The sequence below is a fragment of the Streptomyces sp. NPDC003284 genome (genome assembly GCF_053589675.1).
Genome location: NZ_JBSFSI010000026.1, coordinates 1 through 18,240 on the forward strand (window position 1 = coordinate 1; position 18,240 = coordinate 18,240).

13 protein-coding genes are annotated in these 18,240 nt (G+C 72.6%); 3 read left to right on the forward strand and 10 right to left on the reverse strand.

Translation table 11 applies throughout. From position 1 onward, the window contains the following. Together ACWDYF_RS33590 and ACWDYF_RS33595 are read right to left on the reverse strand one after the other, a co-directional pair. Positions 1 to 371: TetR family transcriptional regulator (locus ACWDYF_RS33590; RefSeq protein WP_389473498.1), on the reverse strand; the 371-nt coding region annotated here is incomplete at its 3' end. 178 nt (positions 372 to 549) lie between these two features. Then, entirely contained in the window at positions 550 to 1,386 is an 837-nt protein-coding gene (locus ACWDYF_RS33595) for an alpha/beta fold hydrolase (protein WP_381742030.1), read from the reverse strand. A gap of 251 nt (positions 1,387 to 1,637) precedes the next feature. Between ACWDYF_RS33595 and ACWDYF_RS33600 the strand changes: the two genes are divergently transcribed. After that, positions 1,638 to 5,723, forward strand: a complete 4,086-nt coding sequence (locus ACWDYF_RS33600) for an RICIN domain-containing protein (protein WP_389473495.1) — start codon at positions 1,638 to 1,640, stop codon at positions 5,721 to 5,723. 220 nt (positions 5,724 to 5,943) lie between these two features. Next, positions 5,944 to 7,194 (forward strand): alpha-L-fucosidase, encoded by a 1,251-nt coding sequence (locus tag ACWDYF_RS33605; RefSeq protein WP_389473493.1) that lies wholly within the window; start codon positions 5,944 to 5,946, stop codon positions 7,192 to 7,194. 27 nt (positions 7,195 to 7,221) lie between these two features. Here ACWDYF_RS33605 and ACWDYF_RS33610 read toward each other — a convergent pair whose 3' ends face one another. The 4 genes from ACWDYF_RS33610 to ACWDYF_RS33625 all read right to left on the reverse strand — a co-directional run bounded on the left by ACWDYF_RS33610 (position 7,222) and on the right by ACWDYF_RS33625 (position 12,398). Beyond that, complete coding sequence (locus ACWDYF_RS33610) at positions 7,222 to 7,677, reverse strand: peptidase inhibitor family I36 protein (RefSeq protein WP_389473491.1); 456 nt, start codon at positions 7,675 to 7,677, stop codon at positions 7,222 to 7,224. Positions 7,678 to 7,747: 70 nt separating this feature from the next. Beyond that, complete coding sequence (locus ACWDYF_RS33615; RefSeq protein WP_389473489.1) at positions 7,748 to 8,593, reverse strand: SDR family NAD(P)-dependent oxidoreductase; 846 nt, start codon at positions 8,591 to 8,593, stop codon at positions 7,748 to 7,750. Then, positions 8,590 to 10,581, reverse strand: a complete 1,992-nt coding sequence (locus tag ACWDYF_RS33620) for an FHA domain-containing protein (RefSeq protein WP_389473486.1) — start codon at positions 10,579 to 10,581, stop codon at positions 8,590 to 8,592. Before ACWDYF_RS33620 ends, ACWDYF_RS33615 begins: the two co-directional genes overlap by 4 nt. Positions 10,582 to 10,679: 98 nt before the next feature. Next, positions 10,680 to 12,398, reverse strand: coding sequence for a serine/threonine-protein kinase (locus ACWDYF_RS33625; protein ID WP_389473483.1), 1,719 nt, complete (start codon positions 12,396 to 12,398; stop codon positions 10,680 to 10,682). A gap of 225 nt (positions 12,399 to 12,623) precedes the next feature. Here ACWDYF_RS33625 and ACWDYF_RS33630 point away from each other — a divergent pair, with 225 nt between their 5' ends. Beyond that, the gene (locus tag ACWDYF_RS33630) at positions 12,624 to 13,406 is read left to right on the forward strand and encodes a GNAT family N-acetyltransferase (RefSeq protein WP_389473481.1); all 783 of its coding nucleotides are present in this window, start codon (positions 12,624 to 12,626) and stop codon (positions 13,404 to 13,406) included. An 87-nt stretch (positions 13,407 to 13,493) separates the two neighbouring features. Here the strand turns inward: ACWDYF_RS33630 and ACWDYF_RS33635 are convergent, their stop codons facing one another. From ACWDYF_RS33635 to ACWDYF_RS33650, 4 genes are all read right to left on the reverse strand, one after another. After that, entirely contained in the window at positions 13,494 to 14,534 is a 1,041-nt protein-coding gene (locus ACWDYF_RS33635; protein ID WP_389473479.1) for a hypothetical protein, read from the reverse strand. 124 nt (positions 14,535 to 14,658) lie between these two features. Next, positions 14,659 to 15,498, reverse strand: a complete 840-nt coding sequence (locus ACWDYF_RS33640) for a carbohydrate ABC transporter permease (RefSeq protein ID WP_381742021.1) — start codon at positions 15,496 to 15,498, stop codon at positions 14,659 to 14,661. After that, complete coding sequence (locus ACWDYF_RS33645) at positions 15,495 to 16,865, reverse strand: ABC transporter permease subunit (RefSeq protein WP_389473476.1); 1,371 nt, start codon at positions 16,863 to 16,865, stop codon at positions 15,495 to 15,497. Before ACWDYF_RS33645 ends, ACWDYF_RS33640 begins: the two co-directional genes overlap by 4 nt. 6 nt (positions 16,866 to 16,871) lie before the next feature. Continuing rightward, positions 16,872 to 18,212, reverse strand: a complete 1,341-nt coding sequence (locus ACWDYF_RS33650) for an ABC transporter substrate-binding protein (protein WP_381742017.1) — start codon at positions 18,210 to 18,212, stop codon at positions 16,872 to 16,874. Positions 18,213 to 18,240: the final 28 nt, after the last annotated feature.

Below are 18,240 nucleotides of genomic sequence, written 5' to 3' on the forward strand. Positions count from 1 at the left end.
GTGCCCAGGGAGCTGAGGAGTTCGCACAGCAGGCGGCGGCGGGCGAGGGAGCGGGCCAGGGCGTCGGTCACGGACGCGGGCGACGCCGGTCCGGATGGGGCGGCCGCGGCGAGGTCGGCGGGCAGTTCGTCCAGCCACTGGTCGAAGGACTGGTTGAGCAGGGCGAAGAAGACGGCCTCGCGGGTCTCGAAGTACCGTACGACGTTGGTCTTGGACAGGCCCACACGGCGGGCCAGTTCCCGCAGGCTGACGTCCCCGACCGGCATCTCCTCCAGCGACTCCGCTGCGGCCGCCAGGATCGTCCGCCTGCGCGCCTCACGCTGCTCCGCACTGCGCGCCCGCTGGAATCCCGCCGCTCCGCCGTCTGTCACTTCCGCATCCCCACGCACTTCCGCGCGGCCCGGCCGTGCCCGGCACCGCTCGGGCCACTTTACGCCTCGGCCGGCGCGGTCCCGGAGGACGGCGCCGGCGGGGGTCACCTGGCGGAACCTGCGCGCGGGCGGCCCAGCGCCGCGCGGGCGCCGGGCCGCCCGCGGGGCGCCGTCGCGGCTACTTGGCGAGGAAGGCGAGCAGCGCCTCGTTGACCTCCGCCGCGTGCGTCCACAGCAGGCCGTGCGGGCCGCCCTCGACCTCGACGTAGTCGGCGGCGGGCAGCGCCTTGTGGAACGGCCGCGCGGTGGCCTCGACCGGCAGGATCCGGTCGGCGGTGCCGTGCAGGATCAAAGCGGGGACGTCGACCTTCGGGATGTCGGCGCGGAAGTCCGTGCCCCAGGTCAGCGGGGCGGCGGCGGCAGCGTACGCGCCGCCGCCCGCGGCCACGTCCCAGCTGTTGCGCACGGCCTCCTCGCTGATGCGACTGCCGAGGGTGACGTCCAGGTTGTAGAAGTCCTTGTAGAACTCGGTGTAGTAGGCGTACCGGTCGGCCTTCACCGTCCGGGAGACCTCCTCGAAGAACTCGGCGGGCGCCGCGCCCTCCGGGTTCTCGTCGTTCTTGGTCAGCCAGGGCTCCAGCGAGGCCAGGAAGGCGACCTTGGCGAGCCGCGCGGTGCCGTAGGTGCCGACGTAGCGGGCGACCTCGCCGGTGCCCATGGAGAAGCCGACGAGGACGGCGTCGGTCAGGTCCAGGGTCTCCAGGACGGTGTTCAGGTCGGCGGCGAAGGTGTCGTAGTCGTAGCCGGTGGTGGGCTGGCTCGACTGGCCGAAGCCGCGGCGGTCGTAGGTGATGACGCGGTAGCCGGCGTCGAGCAGCGCCGCGGACTGCTTCTCCCAGGAGTGGCCGCTCAGCGGGAATCCGTGGATCAGGACGACCGGCTGGCCGGTGCCGTGGTCCTCGTAGTACAGGTCGATGTCGGTGGTGTTCTCCTGGCCGACCGTGATGAACGGCATGGTGTTCCCTTCGCAGGTGGAGCGCCGCGGTGGCGCCGTCCCGGTTCCGTCCACGCGGTGCCGGGCCGCGCTCCCAGGATGGCTGCGCCCGGTTCCGGCGGTATCCGTCTGATGACTCACGTTCTTCCGGCCGGTTCCGCGCCGTCCGGCGTCCGGCGCGACATGTCCGCAGTCAAATGACGTATCGCGGGCACGTGTGCCCGCGCGTGAACCCCCCGCTGTGGGCACACGTTGCACGAGGTGTGAGAGAAATGACATGTGCCGCCCGTGGGCGGCCCCGTGGAGCGCGCTCGACGGCATGGCTGCCGGGCGCGCTGGGCGCGCTGGTGCTCGCGCTGCTGCCCGCGCCCTTCGCCGCCGCCGCCGCTCCGGTCACGGCCCCGGCCACCGCCGGTCAGGGGGCCGCGGGACGGGCCGCCGCCGCGGCCACGACGGCCTGGCACGACGGCGCCTTCCAGGTGGACCGCGCCAACGCGGTCCGCCGCTCGGACGTGGTGCTGGGCCGGCCCGGTACCGAACCGGCCGAGTCGATGCCGCTGGGCAACGGCGTGCTGGGCGCCGCCGTCTGGGCCGCGGACGGCTTCACGGCCCAGCTCAACCGCGCCGACACCTTCCCGGACCGCAGGTCTCCCGGCCAGGTGACGATCCCCGGTCTGAAGAAGCTCACCGGCGCCGACGACTTCTCCGCGCGGCTCGACCTGTACGACGGTGTGCTGCGGGAGAGCGGCGGCGGGATGACCGCGACCGTCTACACCCGCGCGGACCGCGACGAGCTCGTGGTGGACGTCACCGGCGCCGACCCGGACAGCACCCAGACGGTCGGCGGCGACCTGTGGGAGGGCCGCTCGCCCTCGGCCGCCGCCTCGGGGCCGGTGGGCACGCTCGCCGAGACCTGGCAGGACTCCGGCACCGGCGGCACCGGCGACACGTACGGCACGCTGCTCGCGGTCACCGCGGGCGGCCGCGACGTGACGTCCTCCGTGCGCGACGGCGACTCCGTACAGGTGTCGTTCAAGCCCGCCGCCGACGGCAGTTTCCGGGTCGTCGTCGCCGCGCCGCACTGGAGCGGCGGCGACGCCCCCGCGACGGCCGCCTCCTCTCTGGGCACCGACGCCACCGCGTCCGCTTCCTCCCTGCTCACCCCGCACCTCGCCTGGTGGCACGACTTCTGGTCGCGGGCCGGGACGATGAAGATCGAGTCGGCGGACGGCACCGGCCCGTACCTGGAGAACCTGCGCACGGTCCACCTCTACCAGGCGGCGGCGAGCAGCCGGGCGGCCCTGCCGGGCACCCAGGCGGGCGTGGCCGACCTGTTCTCCTTCTCCCGCGACCAGCACGACTGGTCCCCGGAGAGCTACTGGTGGTGGAACCTGCGCATGCAGGCCGCCGCCAACCTCACCTCGGGTGTGTCCCAGCTCAACACGCCGTACTACCGGCTGTACACCTCGAACCTGGCCGCGATCGAGGCATGGACGAAGGACCACATGTCCGGCCGCCCGGGTGCGTGTGTCCCGGAGACGATGCGGTTCAACGGCAACGGCTACTTCGACGGCGGCACCGCCAACGCCTCCTGCGAGGCGAGCGTCACCTCGTACAACGCGCAGACGGTCAGCACCGGCGCCGAGGTGTCCCTCGCGCTGTGGCAGCAGTACCGCACCACCGGTGACCAGGCGTTCCTCAAGGACGCCTATCCGCTGATGCGCGACAGCGCCCGCTTCCTGCTGTCGTACGCCACCACCGGCGCCGACGGGCTGCTGCACACCCGGGCCAACGCCCACGAGACGCAGTGGGACGTCCAGGACCCGGTCACCGATGTCGCCGCGATGCAGGCGCTGTTCCCGGTGGTGGTCTCGGCGGCGAAGGCACTGGGCACCGACGCGGACCTCGTCACCCAGCTCACCGCCGCGCAGCAGAAACTGCCGCCGCTGCCGCGCACCGACGCGGCCACCCACACCAAGGTCCTCACCCCGGACGCGGACGCCGCCGGGGACGACGTGATCGCCGTCTCCGCCCAGCCGGCCGCCCCGACGCACAACTCCGAGAACCTCGACCTGGAAGCGGTCTGGCCCTACGGACTGATCGGCGACACCGGCCCCCTGCACACCCTGGCCGGCCGGACCTTCGAGCACCGCCAGTACCCGAACGACGCCAACTGGAGCTTCGACGCGCTCCAGGCGGCCCGCCTCGGCACGGCGGACGCGGTCAAGGACGGGCTCCTCTTCAACGCCACCAACCAGCTGTACCCGTCGGGGCTGGCCAGCAACAACAACGTGCAGGTGGGCCACGAGCCGTACAGCGAGAGCGGCGGGGTGATCGCCGCCGCTCTCAACGAGGCCCTGGTGCAGGACTACGACGACGTGCTGCGCATCGCGCCCGCCGTTCCCGCCGACTGGGACGTGGACGGCACGGTGACCGTGCACGACGGCGCGAAGGTGGACGTGCAGACGCGCGGCGGCACACCGGTGACCGTGGTGCTCGAAGCCGGACGGGACGCCTCGTTCGTCACCCGCAACCCGTGGGCCGGCCAGTCGACCGGGGTCGTGGACGCCGCCGACGGCAGCACGGTCGTGCCGTTCTCCACCGCCGGTACGTTCACCCTGCCCGCGCGCGCCGGACACGCCTACCTGATCGAGCGCGGTTCGGCCCCCGTCACCTCGCTCCCCTTCCAGCAGGTCGGCGGCGCACCGGCGGTGCTGCCCCGGCACCTGGGCAGGACGTCGATCGGCCTGGACTTCCCGGTCTCCCCGGCGCCCGCCGGGCCCGTCGGCACCCTCGGCGCGGTCGGCGGCACATGTGTCCGCCACGCGGGCGGCCTGGCCAACGGCACACCCGTGCAGACCGGCGCCTGCGACGGCGGCGCCGACGAGCAGTGGATCGCCGGACGCGACGGCTCCCTGTGGGTGCAGGGCAAGTGCGCGATGCCCGCGGGCCGCAGCGGCGCGGCCGGCACCGCCCTGGTGCTGGCGGCCTGCGACGGCTCCGCCGTCCAGCAGTGGCGGGCGGGTTCCGGACGCACCCTGGTCAACCAGGCGTCCGGGCTGTGCGCCGAGGTGAAGGGCTCGGCGACCGCCGAGGGCACACCGCTGCTCACCCGCGCCTGCGACACCTCGGTGGCCGGGCAGCGCTTCGACCCGCCCGCCGTCCCGGCCGGGCCGCACGGCCACCTCACCGGCATCGGCGGCATGTGCGCCGACTCGGACGGCGGCAGCGCCGCGCCGGGCACCCGGCTCCTGCTGAACACCTGCGGCGGCGCCGAGTCCCAGCAGTGGACGGTGGCCCAGGACGGCACGCTGCGCGTGTTCGACTCGCGGTGCATGACGCCCGAGGGCGGCGGCACGGCGGGCAACGGCACCCCGGTGGTGCTCGCGGTCTGCGACGGCTCGGCCGCGCAGAAGTGGCACGCGGGCCCGGACGGCGGCGTGGTGAACGACCTGTCCGGGCGCTGCCTGGACGTCAAGGACACCTCGTCGGCCGTCGGCGCGGTCCTGTGGCTGTGGAACTGCGGTCCGGTCACCGACGCCAAGGTGTGGCAGCTCCCGGCCGCGCAGGGGCCGACCGGCCGCATCGCCGGGTACGGCGGCAAGTGCGCCGACCTCGCGGGCTCCGGCTCCACCACCGCGCCCGGCACCCAGGTGCAGCTGAACACCTGCGGCACGGGCGCCTCGCAGCAGTGGACGCCCGCCCCGGACGGCACCGTGCGCGTCCTCGGGACGTGCATGGCGCTCAGCGGCGGCGGCACGGCGAACGGCACCCGCGTGGTGCTGGCCGCCTGCGACGGCTCCCCCGCCCAGCAGTGGCAGCAGGCCGTGAACCACGGTCTGGTGTCGAAGAAGTCGGGTACGTGTCTGGACGCCACCGGGCCCAGCTCCGCCAACGGCACCCCGTTGCAGATCTGGGCCTGCGCGGGCTCCGACAACCAGCGCTGGCAGGTGCCCGTCCAGGGCCCGACCGGGCGGGTGACCGGCATCGGCGGCAAGTGCGCCGACCTCGCGGGCTCCGGCTCCACCAACGCGGCCGGAACCCAGGTGCAGTTGAACACCTGCGGCACGGGCGTCTCCCAGCAGTGGACCGCCGCCCAGGACGGCACCGTGCAGACCCTCGGCGACTGCATGGGCGTCTCGGGCAACGGCACCGCCAGCGGTACCGCGGTCGTCCTCCAGGTCTGCGATGCCTCGGCCGGGCAGAAGTGGACGCCGCAGGCGAACGGCACCCTGGTCAACGCGCTGTCCGGGCGGTGCCTGGACGCGACCGGGGCCAGCTCCGCGAACGGCACCAGGCTCCAGATCTGGACGTGCGCGGCCTCCGAGCAGCAGAAGTGGCAGCTCCCGGCGGGCTGAGCGGCCCCGTACGACGACAGGCGCCCGGCGGAACGCTTCCGCCGGGCGCCTGTCCCGTACCGCCCGAGGCCCGCTCGGGCTCCGGTGGCATCATCGGCTGTCGGGGACAGAAGACAGACGCAAGACGCAAGAAGACAGACGCCAGAAGACAGAAGACAGACGACAGACGACAGACGACACCGGACCGGTGAAAGCCGCCGTCCGCGCCAGGAGAGTTGCCGTGCCCACAGCGTCCACCGGATGGTTCGAGACCGCCCGCTTCGGAATGTTCGTCCACTTCGGGCTGTACAGCCTGGCCGCGCGGCACGAGTGGGTGCGCAGCCGGGAGACCATGTCGCAGGAGGCGTACGACCGTTATCTGGACCGGTTCGAACCGGATCTGTTCGACGCGCGCGAGCTGGCCCGCGCGGCACGCGCGGCGGGGATGCGCTACGTGGTGCTGACCGCCAAGCACCACGACGGGTTCTGCCTCTACGACTCGGCGCTGACCTCGTACACCTCCCAGCGGGCGGTCGGACGCGACCTGGTGCGGGAGTTCGTGGAGGCGATGCGCGCCGAGGGACTGCGGGTGGGGCTGTACTACTCGCTGCTGGACTGGCAGCACCCGGACTTCACCGTCGACGAGCACCATCCGCTGCGCGGCACCCCGGCCGCGGACGAGCCGCGCGACATGGCCCGCTACCGCGCCTATCTGCACGGCCAGGTGCGGGAGTTGCTGACCGGGTACGGCCCGATCGACCTGCTCTTCTTCGACTTCACCTACCCCGGAAAGGGGCCCGAGGAGTGGGGTGCGGCCGAACTGCTGTCCATGGTGCGTGCGTTGCAGCCGGACATCCTGGTCAACGACCGGCTGGGCATCCCCGGCGACTACGTGACCCCGGAGCAGTACCAGCCCGACCGGCCGCTGGAGCGGGACGGCGCCCCGGTGACCTGGGAGGCCTGCCACACCCTGAACGGCTCATGGGGCTACGACCGGGACAACCACGCGTACAAGGACCCGGCGCTGCTGGTGCGGATGCTGGTGGAGTCCGTGGCGTGCGGGGGCAACCTGCTGCTCAACGTGGGCCCCACCGGCCGGGGCGCCCTCGACCCCCGGGCGCGCGGGACGCTGGAGGCCATCGGCGCGTGGCTGGCCCTGCACGAGCGGTCGGTGCGCGGCGCCGGTCCGAGCGGCCTGCCGGCCCCGCCGAACACCCTATGCACGCGGGTGGGCCGCCGCCTCTACCTGCATCTGCTCGCCTGGCCGCTCAGCCACCTCCATCTGCCGGGGCTCGCGGGCCGGGTCCGCTACGCCCAACTCCTGCACGACGGCTCGGAGATCCGCTTCCACGAGCTGGACGGCGCCGAGCACGAGCACGTGAACATGGCGCCGCCCGGCCAGCCCGCGGGCACTCTCACCCTCACGCTGCCCATCGCGCGGCCCGATGTCCTGCTTCCTGTCATCGAGCTGGAGCTGGCAGAGGAGGGGTGAGCGGCCCGCGGGCCGGAGGCCGCCGGGTCAGGAACCGGACCCGGCCTCCTTCCAGATGCCGAGGCCACCGGCCTTGTTGTCGTAGCCGAAGTCGGCCAGGTTCGGCAGCTTGTGGAAGGAGGACACCCTGAGGCCGACCTGCGAGTCCCGCGGGTCGGCCGTCAGGGCCCAGACGTAGTTGGTGTTGTTCTTCACCGAGGAGATGCTGCGGTACATCGACGCCCCGATGTCCACCTTGAGGTCGATCCAGGTGTCCCGCTCGCCCCACCGGATGCCGACCGACTTGCCCTGGTAGTTGGCGTCGGTGTAGATGCAGAACTCGTACTTGGCGGCGTCGCAGCCCGAGCCGACGTTCCAGACACCGATCTGGCCGGGGTTGTTCGCCGCCGAGGCGGACGCCGCCGTGGTGGTGCCCAGCGCGGTCACGCCCGCGGCGAGCACGGCCAGGCCGATCCCGGCGAGGCGCTTGTTGCGCAGCTTCACACTGTTCCCCTTGTTCGGTACATCGTTGATCGTTCTCCAAAGGATCAACGGATGCCGTGGGGTCCGGGGTTCACTCGGAGCCGAGGTTCGTCCCCGTGGGGAGGGGTTCCCCGGTCAGTGACTCGGCCAGCGCCCGCAGCCGGGCCCGGGGCGTCGCCTCGTACGCCTGCTCGTGCGCGCGGGCGGGCCGGTCGCCGTCGTAGTAGCGGCCGGTGGCCACGGCCAGCTCCGGGTCGTCGACGAGCCGCAGCGTATGGCGGGCGCCCTCCTCCAGCGTGCTCCGGTGCGGGAAGCCGGGCGGCACCATCTTGGTCGGCATGAGCGAGGCCGGGTGCACGGCGTTGACGGTCACCCCGGTCCCGCGCAGCCGTTCGGCGAGGTCGAAGGTGAAGGCGATCAGCGCCAGTTTCGCGCGCGCGTAGGCGAGCATGCCGTCCCACTCGCCGTGTTCCAGCATCACGTCGTCGAAGTCGACCGGCGCCTGTCCCCGGGAGGCGACGTTGACGACGCGGGCCGGGGCCGACCGCGCCAGCAGGGGCGCGAGCCGGCAGGCGAGCAGGTACGGGGCCAGGTAGTCGACCTGGAGGATCAGTTCGGCACCGTCCCGGCTCTCCTCGCGCACCGGCGGGGAGCCGATCCCGGCGTTGTTCACCAGGACATCGAGCCGCCCGTGCCCGGCCGTGACCCGGTCGGCGAGGTCGCGCACCTGGGCCAGCGAGGAGAAGTCGGCGCGTTCGTAGTGCAGACGGGGGTTGCCGGTGGCCGCGCGCAGCTCCGCCAGCAGGGCGGCGCCCTTCTCCGCGCTGCGGCCGTGCGCGATCAGTGTGTCGCCGCGCGCGGCGAAGGTGTGCGCGAGGACGCGGCCGAGGCCGTCCGTCGCGCCGGTCAACAGGACGGTCCTGCGGGTGGTGTTCACGGGGTGAGCGCCTCCTCGGGGGCGAAGGAGGGACCGGCCACCCGGGGGTCCGCCCGGGGGTCGGCGGGGCGGGCCACGTAGAGGGGCGGGTTCTCCTGGTAGAAGAGGTTGATGTCGGCCTCCTCGCCGCCGACGATCAGGGTGTCCCAGGCGCCGCTGGCCAGGAGGGTGCGCAGGGTCGACGGCCGGAGCCCGCCGAGGTGGTCGCGGAGTTCCTCGTCGGTGGGCATGCCGGGGAGGCGGGGCGCCAGGCGTGCGCGGATGGCGGTCAGCCGGGTGAGCAGCGCGTCCAGGTCCGACGTCTCCCCCGCCCGGTCCGGGTCCGGGCCCCGGGCGGCGCCGGGGGCCGGGTCGGGGGACGGGGCCGGGTCCGGGGACGGCTCCTGGCTGGCCGCGACGATGTCCTTGATGGCCCGGGTGACGCCCTGGTCGTCGGTGGTGACCATGGCGTTCCACGCGCGGCTCTTGTGCCGGTACTGGAGCATCGACATCGCCGCCTCGTGCCGGATGAAGTCCGCGTCGCGCAGCGGCTTGCCCCGCCAGGCGCGGCTGAGCGAGAGGGCGAGCGAAGTGGCGGAGGCCAGGCCGCTGTTGAGGCCGCGGCCGGGCCAGAAGTGGATGGCGTTGGCGGCGTCGCCCAGCAGGAATCCGTAGGTTCCCGGGTCCGTCGCCGTGGCCCGGCCGATCTGCGCGGTGAACCGGGGCCGCTGGACCATGTCCAGCCGGAACGAGGTGACGGCGCTCAGGTCGTCCTCGGCCACCCCGAACAGCCGCAGCCCCTCCTGGATCCGCCGCCACAGCGGCGAACCGCGCAGCAGGGCGGGCAGGAAGAGGGTGCCGTGGGTGGGGCAGACGAACTCGTTGTCGCCGTGGCGGCTCATCACACAGGGGCGCGCGGCGACACACTCCTCGAAGACCTGGCGCACGGGATCGATACCGATCACGTTCCGGGCCTCCTCGCGGGTGAGCCGCATGTTCAGGAAGCCCTCGCCGCGCAGCGAGTTGAGCAGGAACCTGTTCTGCGCGACGGTCAGCAGCACACTCATCCGGTCGGTGAGCGAGGACTTGACCCGCAGTCCCAGGACGACGTCCTGGAGGTGTTCGCCGTCCAGGGAGTAGATGGAGGCGTCGGCCGCGCCGAACCGGTCGGCGTAGTGCTCGCGGGTGCGGGAGCGGCCGCCCTCGCAGATCGCCAGGACATGGTCCCGGACGGGCCGCTTCTCGTACTCGGCGGCGTCGAAGCGCCGGGGCACGAGCCGGATCGCCGGTTTGCGGGCGGCGAGTTCCAGCAGCCGGTCCTCGACGTACGCGATCCGGATGTTGCGGGGCGGGCGGCCCTCGACGGAGTCGGGTCCGACGGGCCACATCTCGGAGAAGTGCTCCGCGTCGCCGAACAGCGCCGTGCGCATCTCCTCGGTCAGCGCCAGGTACTGCCTGCTCTGGACGGTGACGACCTGCTGTCGGCGTACGTTGCCGTGGGTCTCGTCCTTCCAGACCACGGTGGAGCCGTGCTCGGTCCACCGTCCGTCGTGGACGGTGACGGACACCCGTCCCGGCAGCGCGTCCTCCAGCAGCAGGGCGAAGGCGAGTCCGACCGGGCCGCCGCCCGCGACGGTGACCCGGAGTTCCCCGGGGCCGGCGGCCGGTCCGGGGCGGGGCGGGTCCGGCGGGGCCAGGGCCATGACCGTCTCCATGGCCTCCTCCGTGTCGAACAGGAAGGTCTCATCGCCGATGCGGATGATGTCGCCCGCGGTCAACGCGTGCCGTACGACGGGCTGTTCGTTGATGTACGTGCCGTTCTTGCTGGCGCGGTCGTGGAGGACGTGGGTGTCGCCCTCCAGGACGATCTCGGCGTGCAGCCGGGACGCGCTGGCCCTGACGATGACCACGTCGTTGTCGCTCTTGCGCCCGAAGCGCAGCGGAGCGGCGCCCAGCACCAGGCTCTGACCGGTGAAGGGACCGGTGCGTCCCACGATGACCGACGACACTCGTACTCCTGGAGGACACGGGAGAGGTACCGGGCCGGTCCGCCGACGGAACCGGCCCATCACAGGAACGGAATCCGGGACCCGCCGGGTTCATCTCCTCAGGAGGCGCCGTCCGCGGACGGCTCGCAGGTCAGCGTGAACGGGACCGCGCCGGACACCGTCTGCGGCGAGGTGCGGATCTCCACCGCCATCGCGCTCGACAGCCTGCCCTCCTTCGCGTACGCCGTCAGCCGCACGGTCTCCTGGTGGGTGCGGGGGCCGCCCGCCGGGAACGACAGGGTCCGCCAGCTCGGGTCGACCACGGCCCCGCCCACCGACACCCAGCGGTAGGCGAACCGCACGGGCGGCTCCGTCACGGTGAAGGTGGCCGTGAAGGCGGGCGCCTGCTCCGGCGGCGGCGGGCAGGCTCCGGCGTACGTCGTGTGCGTACCGCTGACCGTGACGGCCACGGGCTGCTCGGCCGCGGCGCCGGTGCCGGAGCCGTCCGCGCCGGTACCGGCCGCGCGCCCGGACTGTTCCGTGGCGGTGGTGCCCGCGTCGGCCCGGTGGTCGCCGCCGGTGCTCCGGGTGGCGGCGTAGCCCAGTCCGGCGGCGAGCAGGACGCACAGGGCCGCGGCGACGGTCAGCGCCTGCCGGGTGCGCCGCCGGTTCGTGGGCCGGGCGGGAGGCGTGGCCGGTGGTGCGGGGTGCGGTGCGGCGGCGGCATGGGTGGCCGCGGGGTCCAGCGGGGGCGGCGCGAGGGGTGCAGCGGAGGTGCTCGTCACCGTGTCGTCCGGTGCCGGAGGACGGGGCGCTGTGGGCTCCTGCCCGGGGTGTGCGTCGGATCTCGGCACCGCTGCGGCGCCCGTGACAGTGGCCGCGTTCGGGACAGTGGCCGCGTCCGTGGCGGTGACCGCGAGGTGCGGGACGGTGTCCGGCCCGTCGGCCGGGGTGAGCGCGGGGGCCGTGGGCGCGGTGTCCGTTCCCGGCGCGCTTCCGGCGGCGATGAGCCGCAGGTCCCGTGCGGTCTGTTCGGCCGTGGCCCGTTCGGCGGGGTCCTTGCGCAGGAGGGTCCCGATGACGGGGGTGAGCGGCCCGGCGAGGTGCGGTGGCGGCGGTTCCTCGTCAAGCACGGCGCGCAGGGTCGCCAGGGCGTCGTCCCTGCGGAAGGGCGAGCGGCCCTGGACGGCGGTGTGCAGGAGGACCCCGAGCGACCACAGGTCCGCCTCGGCGCCCAGGGCGCGGCCCAGCGCCTGTTCCGGTGCGATGTACTCGGGGGAGCCGACGACCTCCCCGGCCATGGTGAGCCCCGCGGTCCCCTCCATCCGGGCGATGCCGAAGTCGCTGAGGACCACCCGGCCGTCGTCGGCGAGCAGGACGTTGGCGGGTTTCACGTCGCGGTGCAGCACCCCGGCGCCGTGCACGGCGCGCAGCGCGGCCAGCACCTCGGCGCCGATCCGCGCGGCCTCCCGGGGCTCCAGTCTGCCCCGGGAGCGCAGCAGGTCGGCGAGGGAGCGGCCGCGGACGAATTCCATCACGATCCAGGGGCGGCCGCCGTCGGAGACGACGTCGTGGACGGTGACCACGTTGCCGGCCGGGACCCGGGCGGCGGCCCACGCCTCGCGCTCCAGCCGGGCGTACAGCCGCTCGGCCCGCGCGACGGGCAGTCCGGCGGGCGCGCGCACCTCCTTGACGGCGACCTCGCGGTGCAGCGCCTCGTCGTGGGCGCGCCAGACGACACCCATGCCGCCCTCGCCGAGGACGGACAGCAGCCGGTAGCGGCCGTCGACCAGTCGCTCGGGGCTCCCGCCCGGGGACGTCTCGTCCTGCTGGTGCATCGGAGCGGTTCTCCCTCGCCTTCGGCCTTGCCGTGCCACGGGGACGTTCGCCCATGGCCATCTGGGACACGTGGTGCGGGGGCTCTTCGGTTCATTCTCCTGCGGGTGCGGTACCGAAATCGGTCGCCTCCGGTGCCGCACCCGGGTGCGGCCGGGAGCGGCCGGGAGCGGCCGCGCACCGCGGCACACCCGAGAACACCTGACCGTGCGACTACACTCACACGTATGACTGAGAATCCTATCGCGCTCCGGGCCGCCGAGACTTTCCAGGCGGCGGTCGAGACGCTGGCCGGTATCGTGCCGGGCGGCTTCCACGAGCGCGGCCCCGGCGGCTCCCTGCTGGCGTTCACCGGTTCGCAGATCGCCGCGCTCAACGGCGTCCTGAGCGTGGCTCCCGCATCGGCCGCTCCGGCGGAGATCGAGCTGCTCAGCGCGAGGGCCGAGAAGCGCGGTGGAGGGCTCCCCTGGAGCATCCGGCTGAGGGGCGAGCCGGAGAAGAAGATCGTCCGTATCGCCGCCGACCACGGGCTGACCACCATCACGCGACAGCCTTTCATGCTGCTGCCGCTGGCGGACGGCGGCCTGCCCGTACCGGAAGCGGTCCCGGACTCCGTGCGTGTCCGCCCACTCGGGGGAGACGAGCACGAGACCTTCGCCACGGTCCTGGGCGGCGCTTTCGGAGCGCCTCCCGCGATCATCTCCGGGCTCTACACGCCTGCCGTCCTCGACCAGACGTTCCTCACCGCCTATGTCGCCGAGGTGGAGGGCGTGCCGGCCGCCGCGGGGCTGTCGATCGTCACGGACCAGCACGTCGGGCTGGTCAATATCGGTACGCTGCCCGCATACCGGCGGCGTGGCATCGGCCGGGCGGTCACCGGGACGATCCTGCGCGAAGCGTCTGCTGCCGGAGCACACACCGCATACCTGCACTCCAGTGACGAGGCAGTACCGCTCTTCGCGCACCTGGGCTTCCGTACCGAGGAAACCTGGACCGCCTTCACCGCCTGACGGTGCACTGGCGCCCGTGCACACGCGGTCCCTCACACACACGTGTGGAGCCGACGGGCCGGGCGACCCGTGCGGACCGGAGGTCCCTCAGGTGAGCAGTCCTCTCATCCGGCCGACCGCTGTCTCGGCCTGGCTCCGGTCCCGGCGCCCCAGGCCGCACGCGGTGGCGATGTCCACCTGTGTCCCGGCCGCTCGCTCCACCATGTCCCGGACTTCCCGTTGTGTCCTCACACTCTGGTTCTCGTGCGCGATCCCCGCGACGAGAGGCGTGCCGGGAGGGAGTCCGAGGTGTCGGAGCGGTCTGTAGAAGGCCGGTTCGGTGGAGGGCGGCTGTTCACCGGCGCACAGAGGCAGATGGACGTACTCCAGCGTCCGTCCCTCGGGCCACTTGCTCACGAGGACATTGGCGAGCGTGACGAGGGGGGCGGCGGACCTGAGGCCGACCCGGGCCTTGTGGCCCATGTCACCGAGGCACAGGTGCAGACCGATTCGGGTCCCGCGGGGTGCCCGCCGCACCTGGCGCAGCAACAGCCTGCCGACCGCCTCGGCCACCGGCCGCCGCAGCGGCGGCGGAGCGGAAGCGACGGCGATGGCCGCGGCAGGTGTCTCCAGTTGCAGGACGACTCTCTCGCCGCCGAGGGCGATCACCTGCTCCGCCTGAGCGGTGACGGCGTCCAGGAAGGCCCTTCCCTGGCGTACGGGGCCCGTGGGACCGAAGATGAAGAGGCACAGGTCCAGGAAGGCGGGCAAGCCGACCTGCAACGGGCGTTGCCGCGTGGCCGGTGTGCCGAGGGCTTCCAGCACGGCGAGTTCTTCTTCCGCCCATCGGGCCCACCGCAAAGGGATGTCCTCGGCCGTCAGCGCCTGCCCGCGCCGGACCGCGAGCCGGTCCACGTCGTCGTAGCCGGTCCAGTCGCCCGTCCGCCGAGCACGGACCTTCGGGTTGCGCATGAGTTCCTTCACCAGGGGGACGAACCAGGCGAGCCGCGCACCGGTCTCCCCGCCGCTCAGCCGCTCCACCGCATCGCCCAGTTGCCCGGTCTGCCAGGTGAACGCTTCGGCCGCCGTCGCGAACTGGGGCATGGTGCCGACGAAGTGCATCCGCCGGCCGCGGACTCGTTGCTCCATCGCTCTTCCTGGGGCAGAGGGCTGGGCGACACCGTGGTGACGCAGGACGGAGGCCCGGTACGGTGAGCCCACGGGCCGGGCACGGCAAGGCCGGGCGGTGCACTGTCCGGCCTTCTCCTTGCTCCTACTTGACCGACCCGGCCATCACGCCCTGCACGAAGTGCCGCTGGAAGGCGAAGAAGACCACCAGCGGTACGACTAGCGAGATGAAGGCACCCGGTGCGAGGACGTCGATGTTGCTGCCGAACTGCCGCACCTGCGACTGGAGTTCCACGGTGAGCGGCTGGGAGGAGCTGTCGGCGAACAGCAGGGCGACCAGCAGGTCGTTCCACACCCACAGGAACTGGAAGATGGCAAGGCTGGCGATGGCGGGGCGGCCGACCGGCAGGACCAGCTGTACGAAGATGCGCCACTCGCCGCCGCCGTCCATCCGGGCGGCCTCCAGCATCTCCTTGGGGATCTCGGCGAAGTAGTTGCGCAGCAGGAACACCGCGAACGGCAGGCCGTAGGCCACATGGAAGAGGACGACGCCGGGGATCGTGCCGAACAGGCCGAGCTGTCCGAAGAGTTTGGCGACCGGCAGCAGACCGATCTGCACGGGCACCACCAGCAGGGCCACCACCAGCAGGAACAGCGGCTCGCGGCCGGGGAAGTCCAGCCAGGCGAAGGCGTATCCGGCGAGCGCGGCGAGGAGCACGACGAGCGCGGTCGCCGGCACCGAGATCAGCACGGTGTTCCAGAAGGCCCGGGTGATCCCGGCGTTCTGGAGCAGGGACGAGTAGTTGTCGAAGGACAGCTGTCCCGGGCTGCTCAGGGCCGTCCACCAGCCGCCCTCGGCGGTGTCCTCGGAGGACCGCATCGAGGAGACGAAGAGCCCTGCCAGCGGGGTCAGCCAGATCAGGCCGATCACCACGAGGAAGGCCTGCACCAGGCTGTTGCCCAGGCCCCTCCTGACCGCGTTCATCGCTGACTCTCCTTGAAACGGCGGACGTTGAAGATCATGGCGGGGATGACCAGGACGAGCAGCAGGACGCCGAGGGCGCTGCCGAGGCCCTGGTTGTTGCCGCCGCCGAAGGACACCAGCCACATCTGGGTGGCCAGTACGGTGGCGTCCTCCTGGACCGGTCCCGGCGCGATGATGTAGACGAGGTCGAAGACCTTCAGGACGTTGATGACCAGGGTCACGAAGACCACGGTGAGGACGGGTGCGAGCAGCGGCACGGTGATGCGCCGGAAGACCTGCCACTCGCTGGCGCCGTCCATGCGCGCCGCCTCCAGGGTGTCCCGGGGCAGGGTGGACAGGCCCGCGCCGATCAGGACCATCGCGAAGCCGGTCCAGATCCACAGATAGGCACCGATGATCGCGGGGGTGACGAGCGTCGGGCCGAGCCAGGAGATGCCCTGGTAGGGCGGGGCGAAGTTGGATTTCGGCAGTCGCAGCGTGTACGAGCCGTCGTCCAGGCCGGAGAAGCGGAAGGAGCCGTCGGCGGCGGTCGTGGTGTGTGCGACGGTCCGGCCGCCGCTGACCGCTTCGACCTTCATGCCGGGCAGCCCGTTCTCCTGCCGGTCGACCTTGCCGGTGGTGCCCGCGCCGCCGGGGGTGAAGTCCAGGTAGACCACGCCGCGCAGTTCACCGGCGGCGGCCTTGTGCCCGCTCGCCGGGTAGGCGGGCGCGGCGTTCTTCGGCAGGTCCTTGGGCAGGACCCCGACCATGGGGACGGTGACGGCGGCGCCCGGCCGGACGGCGGCCGTGCTGTACGAGCCGTCGCCGCCCTGGACCAGTCCTTGCGGGCCGGTGCGGGCGCGCGCCGTCGGGTAGGTCGAGGTGCCGCTGAAGGCGTCGTGGACGGAGACGGCGGCGGCGTTCAGCACGCCCTTGTCCGGGTCCTGGTCGTAGGCGAGCCGGAAGATGATCCCGGCGGCGAGGAAGGAGACGGCCATGGGCATGAACAGCAGCAGCTTGAACGCGGTGGCCCAGCGGACCTTCTCCACCAGGACGGCGAGGATCAGTCCGAGGGCGGTCAGCAGGGCCGGGGCGACGACCACCCAGATGACGGTGTTCCGGATCGCCTTGAGCGTCGCCGGGTCACGGAACATCTCGGTGTAGTTGTCGGCGCCGACGAAGCGGTCGCCGGAGGCGTCGAAGAGGCTGCGGCCGACGGAGAACAGGACGGGGTAGACGACGAGCGCGCCGAGCAGGAGCAGCGCGGGGAAGGCGAACAGCACGGCGATGATCCGGCCCCGCCGCCGCAGCCGCCGGGCGTTGCCGGAGGGTGCGGCGGACGGGGGCGGGCCCGCCGCCGCCTTCTCGGTGAGTGTGGTGGCGGCCATGTCAGATCAGCCCTGGCCCTGATACGCCTTGGCCGCGGCGCTCTCCAGCTTGGCCGCGGTGCCCTTGGCGTCGGACGGGTCGCGCAGGAAGTCCTGGAGGAGCTTCCACTCGCCGACGCCCTTGGTGCCGCCGAACGACGCGGGTGCCTGGTCCGACATGTCGAAGCGGACCGAGTCCCCGGCCCCGACGAGGGACTTGGCGGTGGCCCGGGTCACGTCGTCGCCGTAGGCGGCGAGGTCGAGGGCCTTGTTCGGGGACAGGAAGCCGCCCGCCTTGGCCCAGACGCCCGCGGCCTCGGGGGTGGCCAGGTACTCCACGAGCTGCATCCCGGCCTTGCTGTTCTTGCCGTCCTTGAGGACGACGGCCGCGTCACCGCCGCTGACCACCGGCGCCTTGCCGCCGTCGACGGGCGGGAACGGGAAGAAGTTCGCGTCCTTGCCGACGGTCCTGCCGAACTGGTCGTGGGCGACACCGGCGACGAAGTCGCCCTCGTAGACCATGCCGGCCTCGGGCTTGGGACCGAAGACCTTCTCCACCGAGCCGGGGAAGTCGGTGTTCAGGGCCTCCTTCTGGCCGCCCGCGAGGAGCTGCTTGTCCTGGAACAGCTTGCCGAGGGTGTCGAGCGCCTTGACCACGCTGGCGTCGGTCCACTTCAGCTGGTGGGCGGCGAGCGCGTCGTACTTCTCGGGTCCGGCCTGGGAGAGGTAGATGTTCTCGAACCAGTCGGTGAGGGTCCAGCCGTCCTCTCCGGCGACCGAGAAGGCCGCGAGCCCGGAGTCGGAGACGGTGTGTCCGGCCGTGAGCATCTCGGCGTAGGTGGCGGGCGGCTTGACCCCGGCCTGGTCGAGCGCGGCGGGGCTGTACCAGACGGTCGACTTGTGGGCGGCCTTGAAGTACAGGCCGTACAGGGTGTTGCCGACGCTGCCGTACTTCTTCCACACGGGCGCGTAGTTGCTTCCGACGGACTGCTGGGTGGCGGCGGACAGCGGCTTGAGCCAGCCCTTCTTGGCGAACTGCTGGAGCACGCCGACCTGCGGGACCATCACGACGTCGGGGGCGTTGCCGCCCTCGATCTTGCTGCCGATCACGGTGGAGACGTTGTCGCCGGTGGAGACGAACTGGGTCTTGGCGCCGGTCTTCGCGCTGAAGGCGTCCAGCACCTTCTGGAAGTTCTTCTGCTCGCTGCCGGTCCAGACACCGGCCACGGTGACCGTCTGGCCGCTCAGGGTCTTGGCGCCGTCGCCGCCGCCCGCCGAGACGGGGTCGTCGCTGCCGCAGGCGGTGGCACCGAGGGCGAGCACGAGGGCGGTGCAGCCGGTGAGGAGCGCGGTACGTCGTCGCATCATCGTTGATGTCCCTTCACGGGTGGATAAC

Coding starts and splice junctions, on each gene's coding strand:
- ACWDYF_RS33595 (WP_381742030.1), bottom strand. CDS start 1,386: ATGCCGTTCATCACGGTCGGCCAGGAGAACACCACCGACATCGACCTG.
- ACWDYF_RS33600 (WP_389473495.1), top strand. CDS start 1,638: ATGACATGTGCCGCCCGTGGGCGGCCCCGTGGAGCGCGCTCGACGGCA.
- ACWDYF_RS33625 (WP_389473483.1), bottom strand. CDS start 12,398: ATGCACCAGCAGGACGAGACGTCCCCGGGCGGGAGCCCCGAGCGACTG.
- ACWDYF_RS33630 (WP_389473481.1), top strand. CDS start 12,624: ATGACTGAGAATCCTATCGCGCTCCGGGCCGCCGAGACTTTCCAGGCG.
- ACWDYF_RS33635 (WP_389473479.1), bottom strand. CDS start 14,534: ATGGAGCAACGAGTCCGCGGCCGGCGGATGCACTTCGTCGGCACCATG.
- ACWDYF_RS33640 (WP_381742021.1), bottom strand. CDS start 15,498: ATGAACGCGGTCAGGAGGGGCCTGGGCAACAGCCTGGTGCAGGCCTTC.
- ACWDYF_RS33645 (WP_389473476.1), bottom strand. CDS start 16,865: ATGGCCGCCACCACACTCACCGAGAAGGCGGCGGCGGGCCCGCCCCCG.
- ACWDYF_RS33650 (WP_381742017.1), bottom strand. CDS start 18,212: ATGATGCGACGACGTACCGCGCTCCTCACCGGCTGCACCGCCCTCGTG.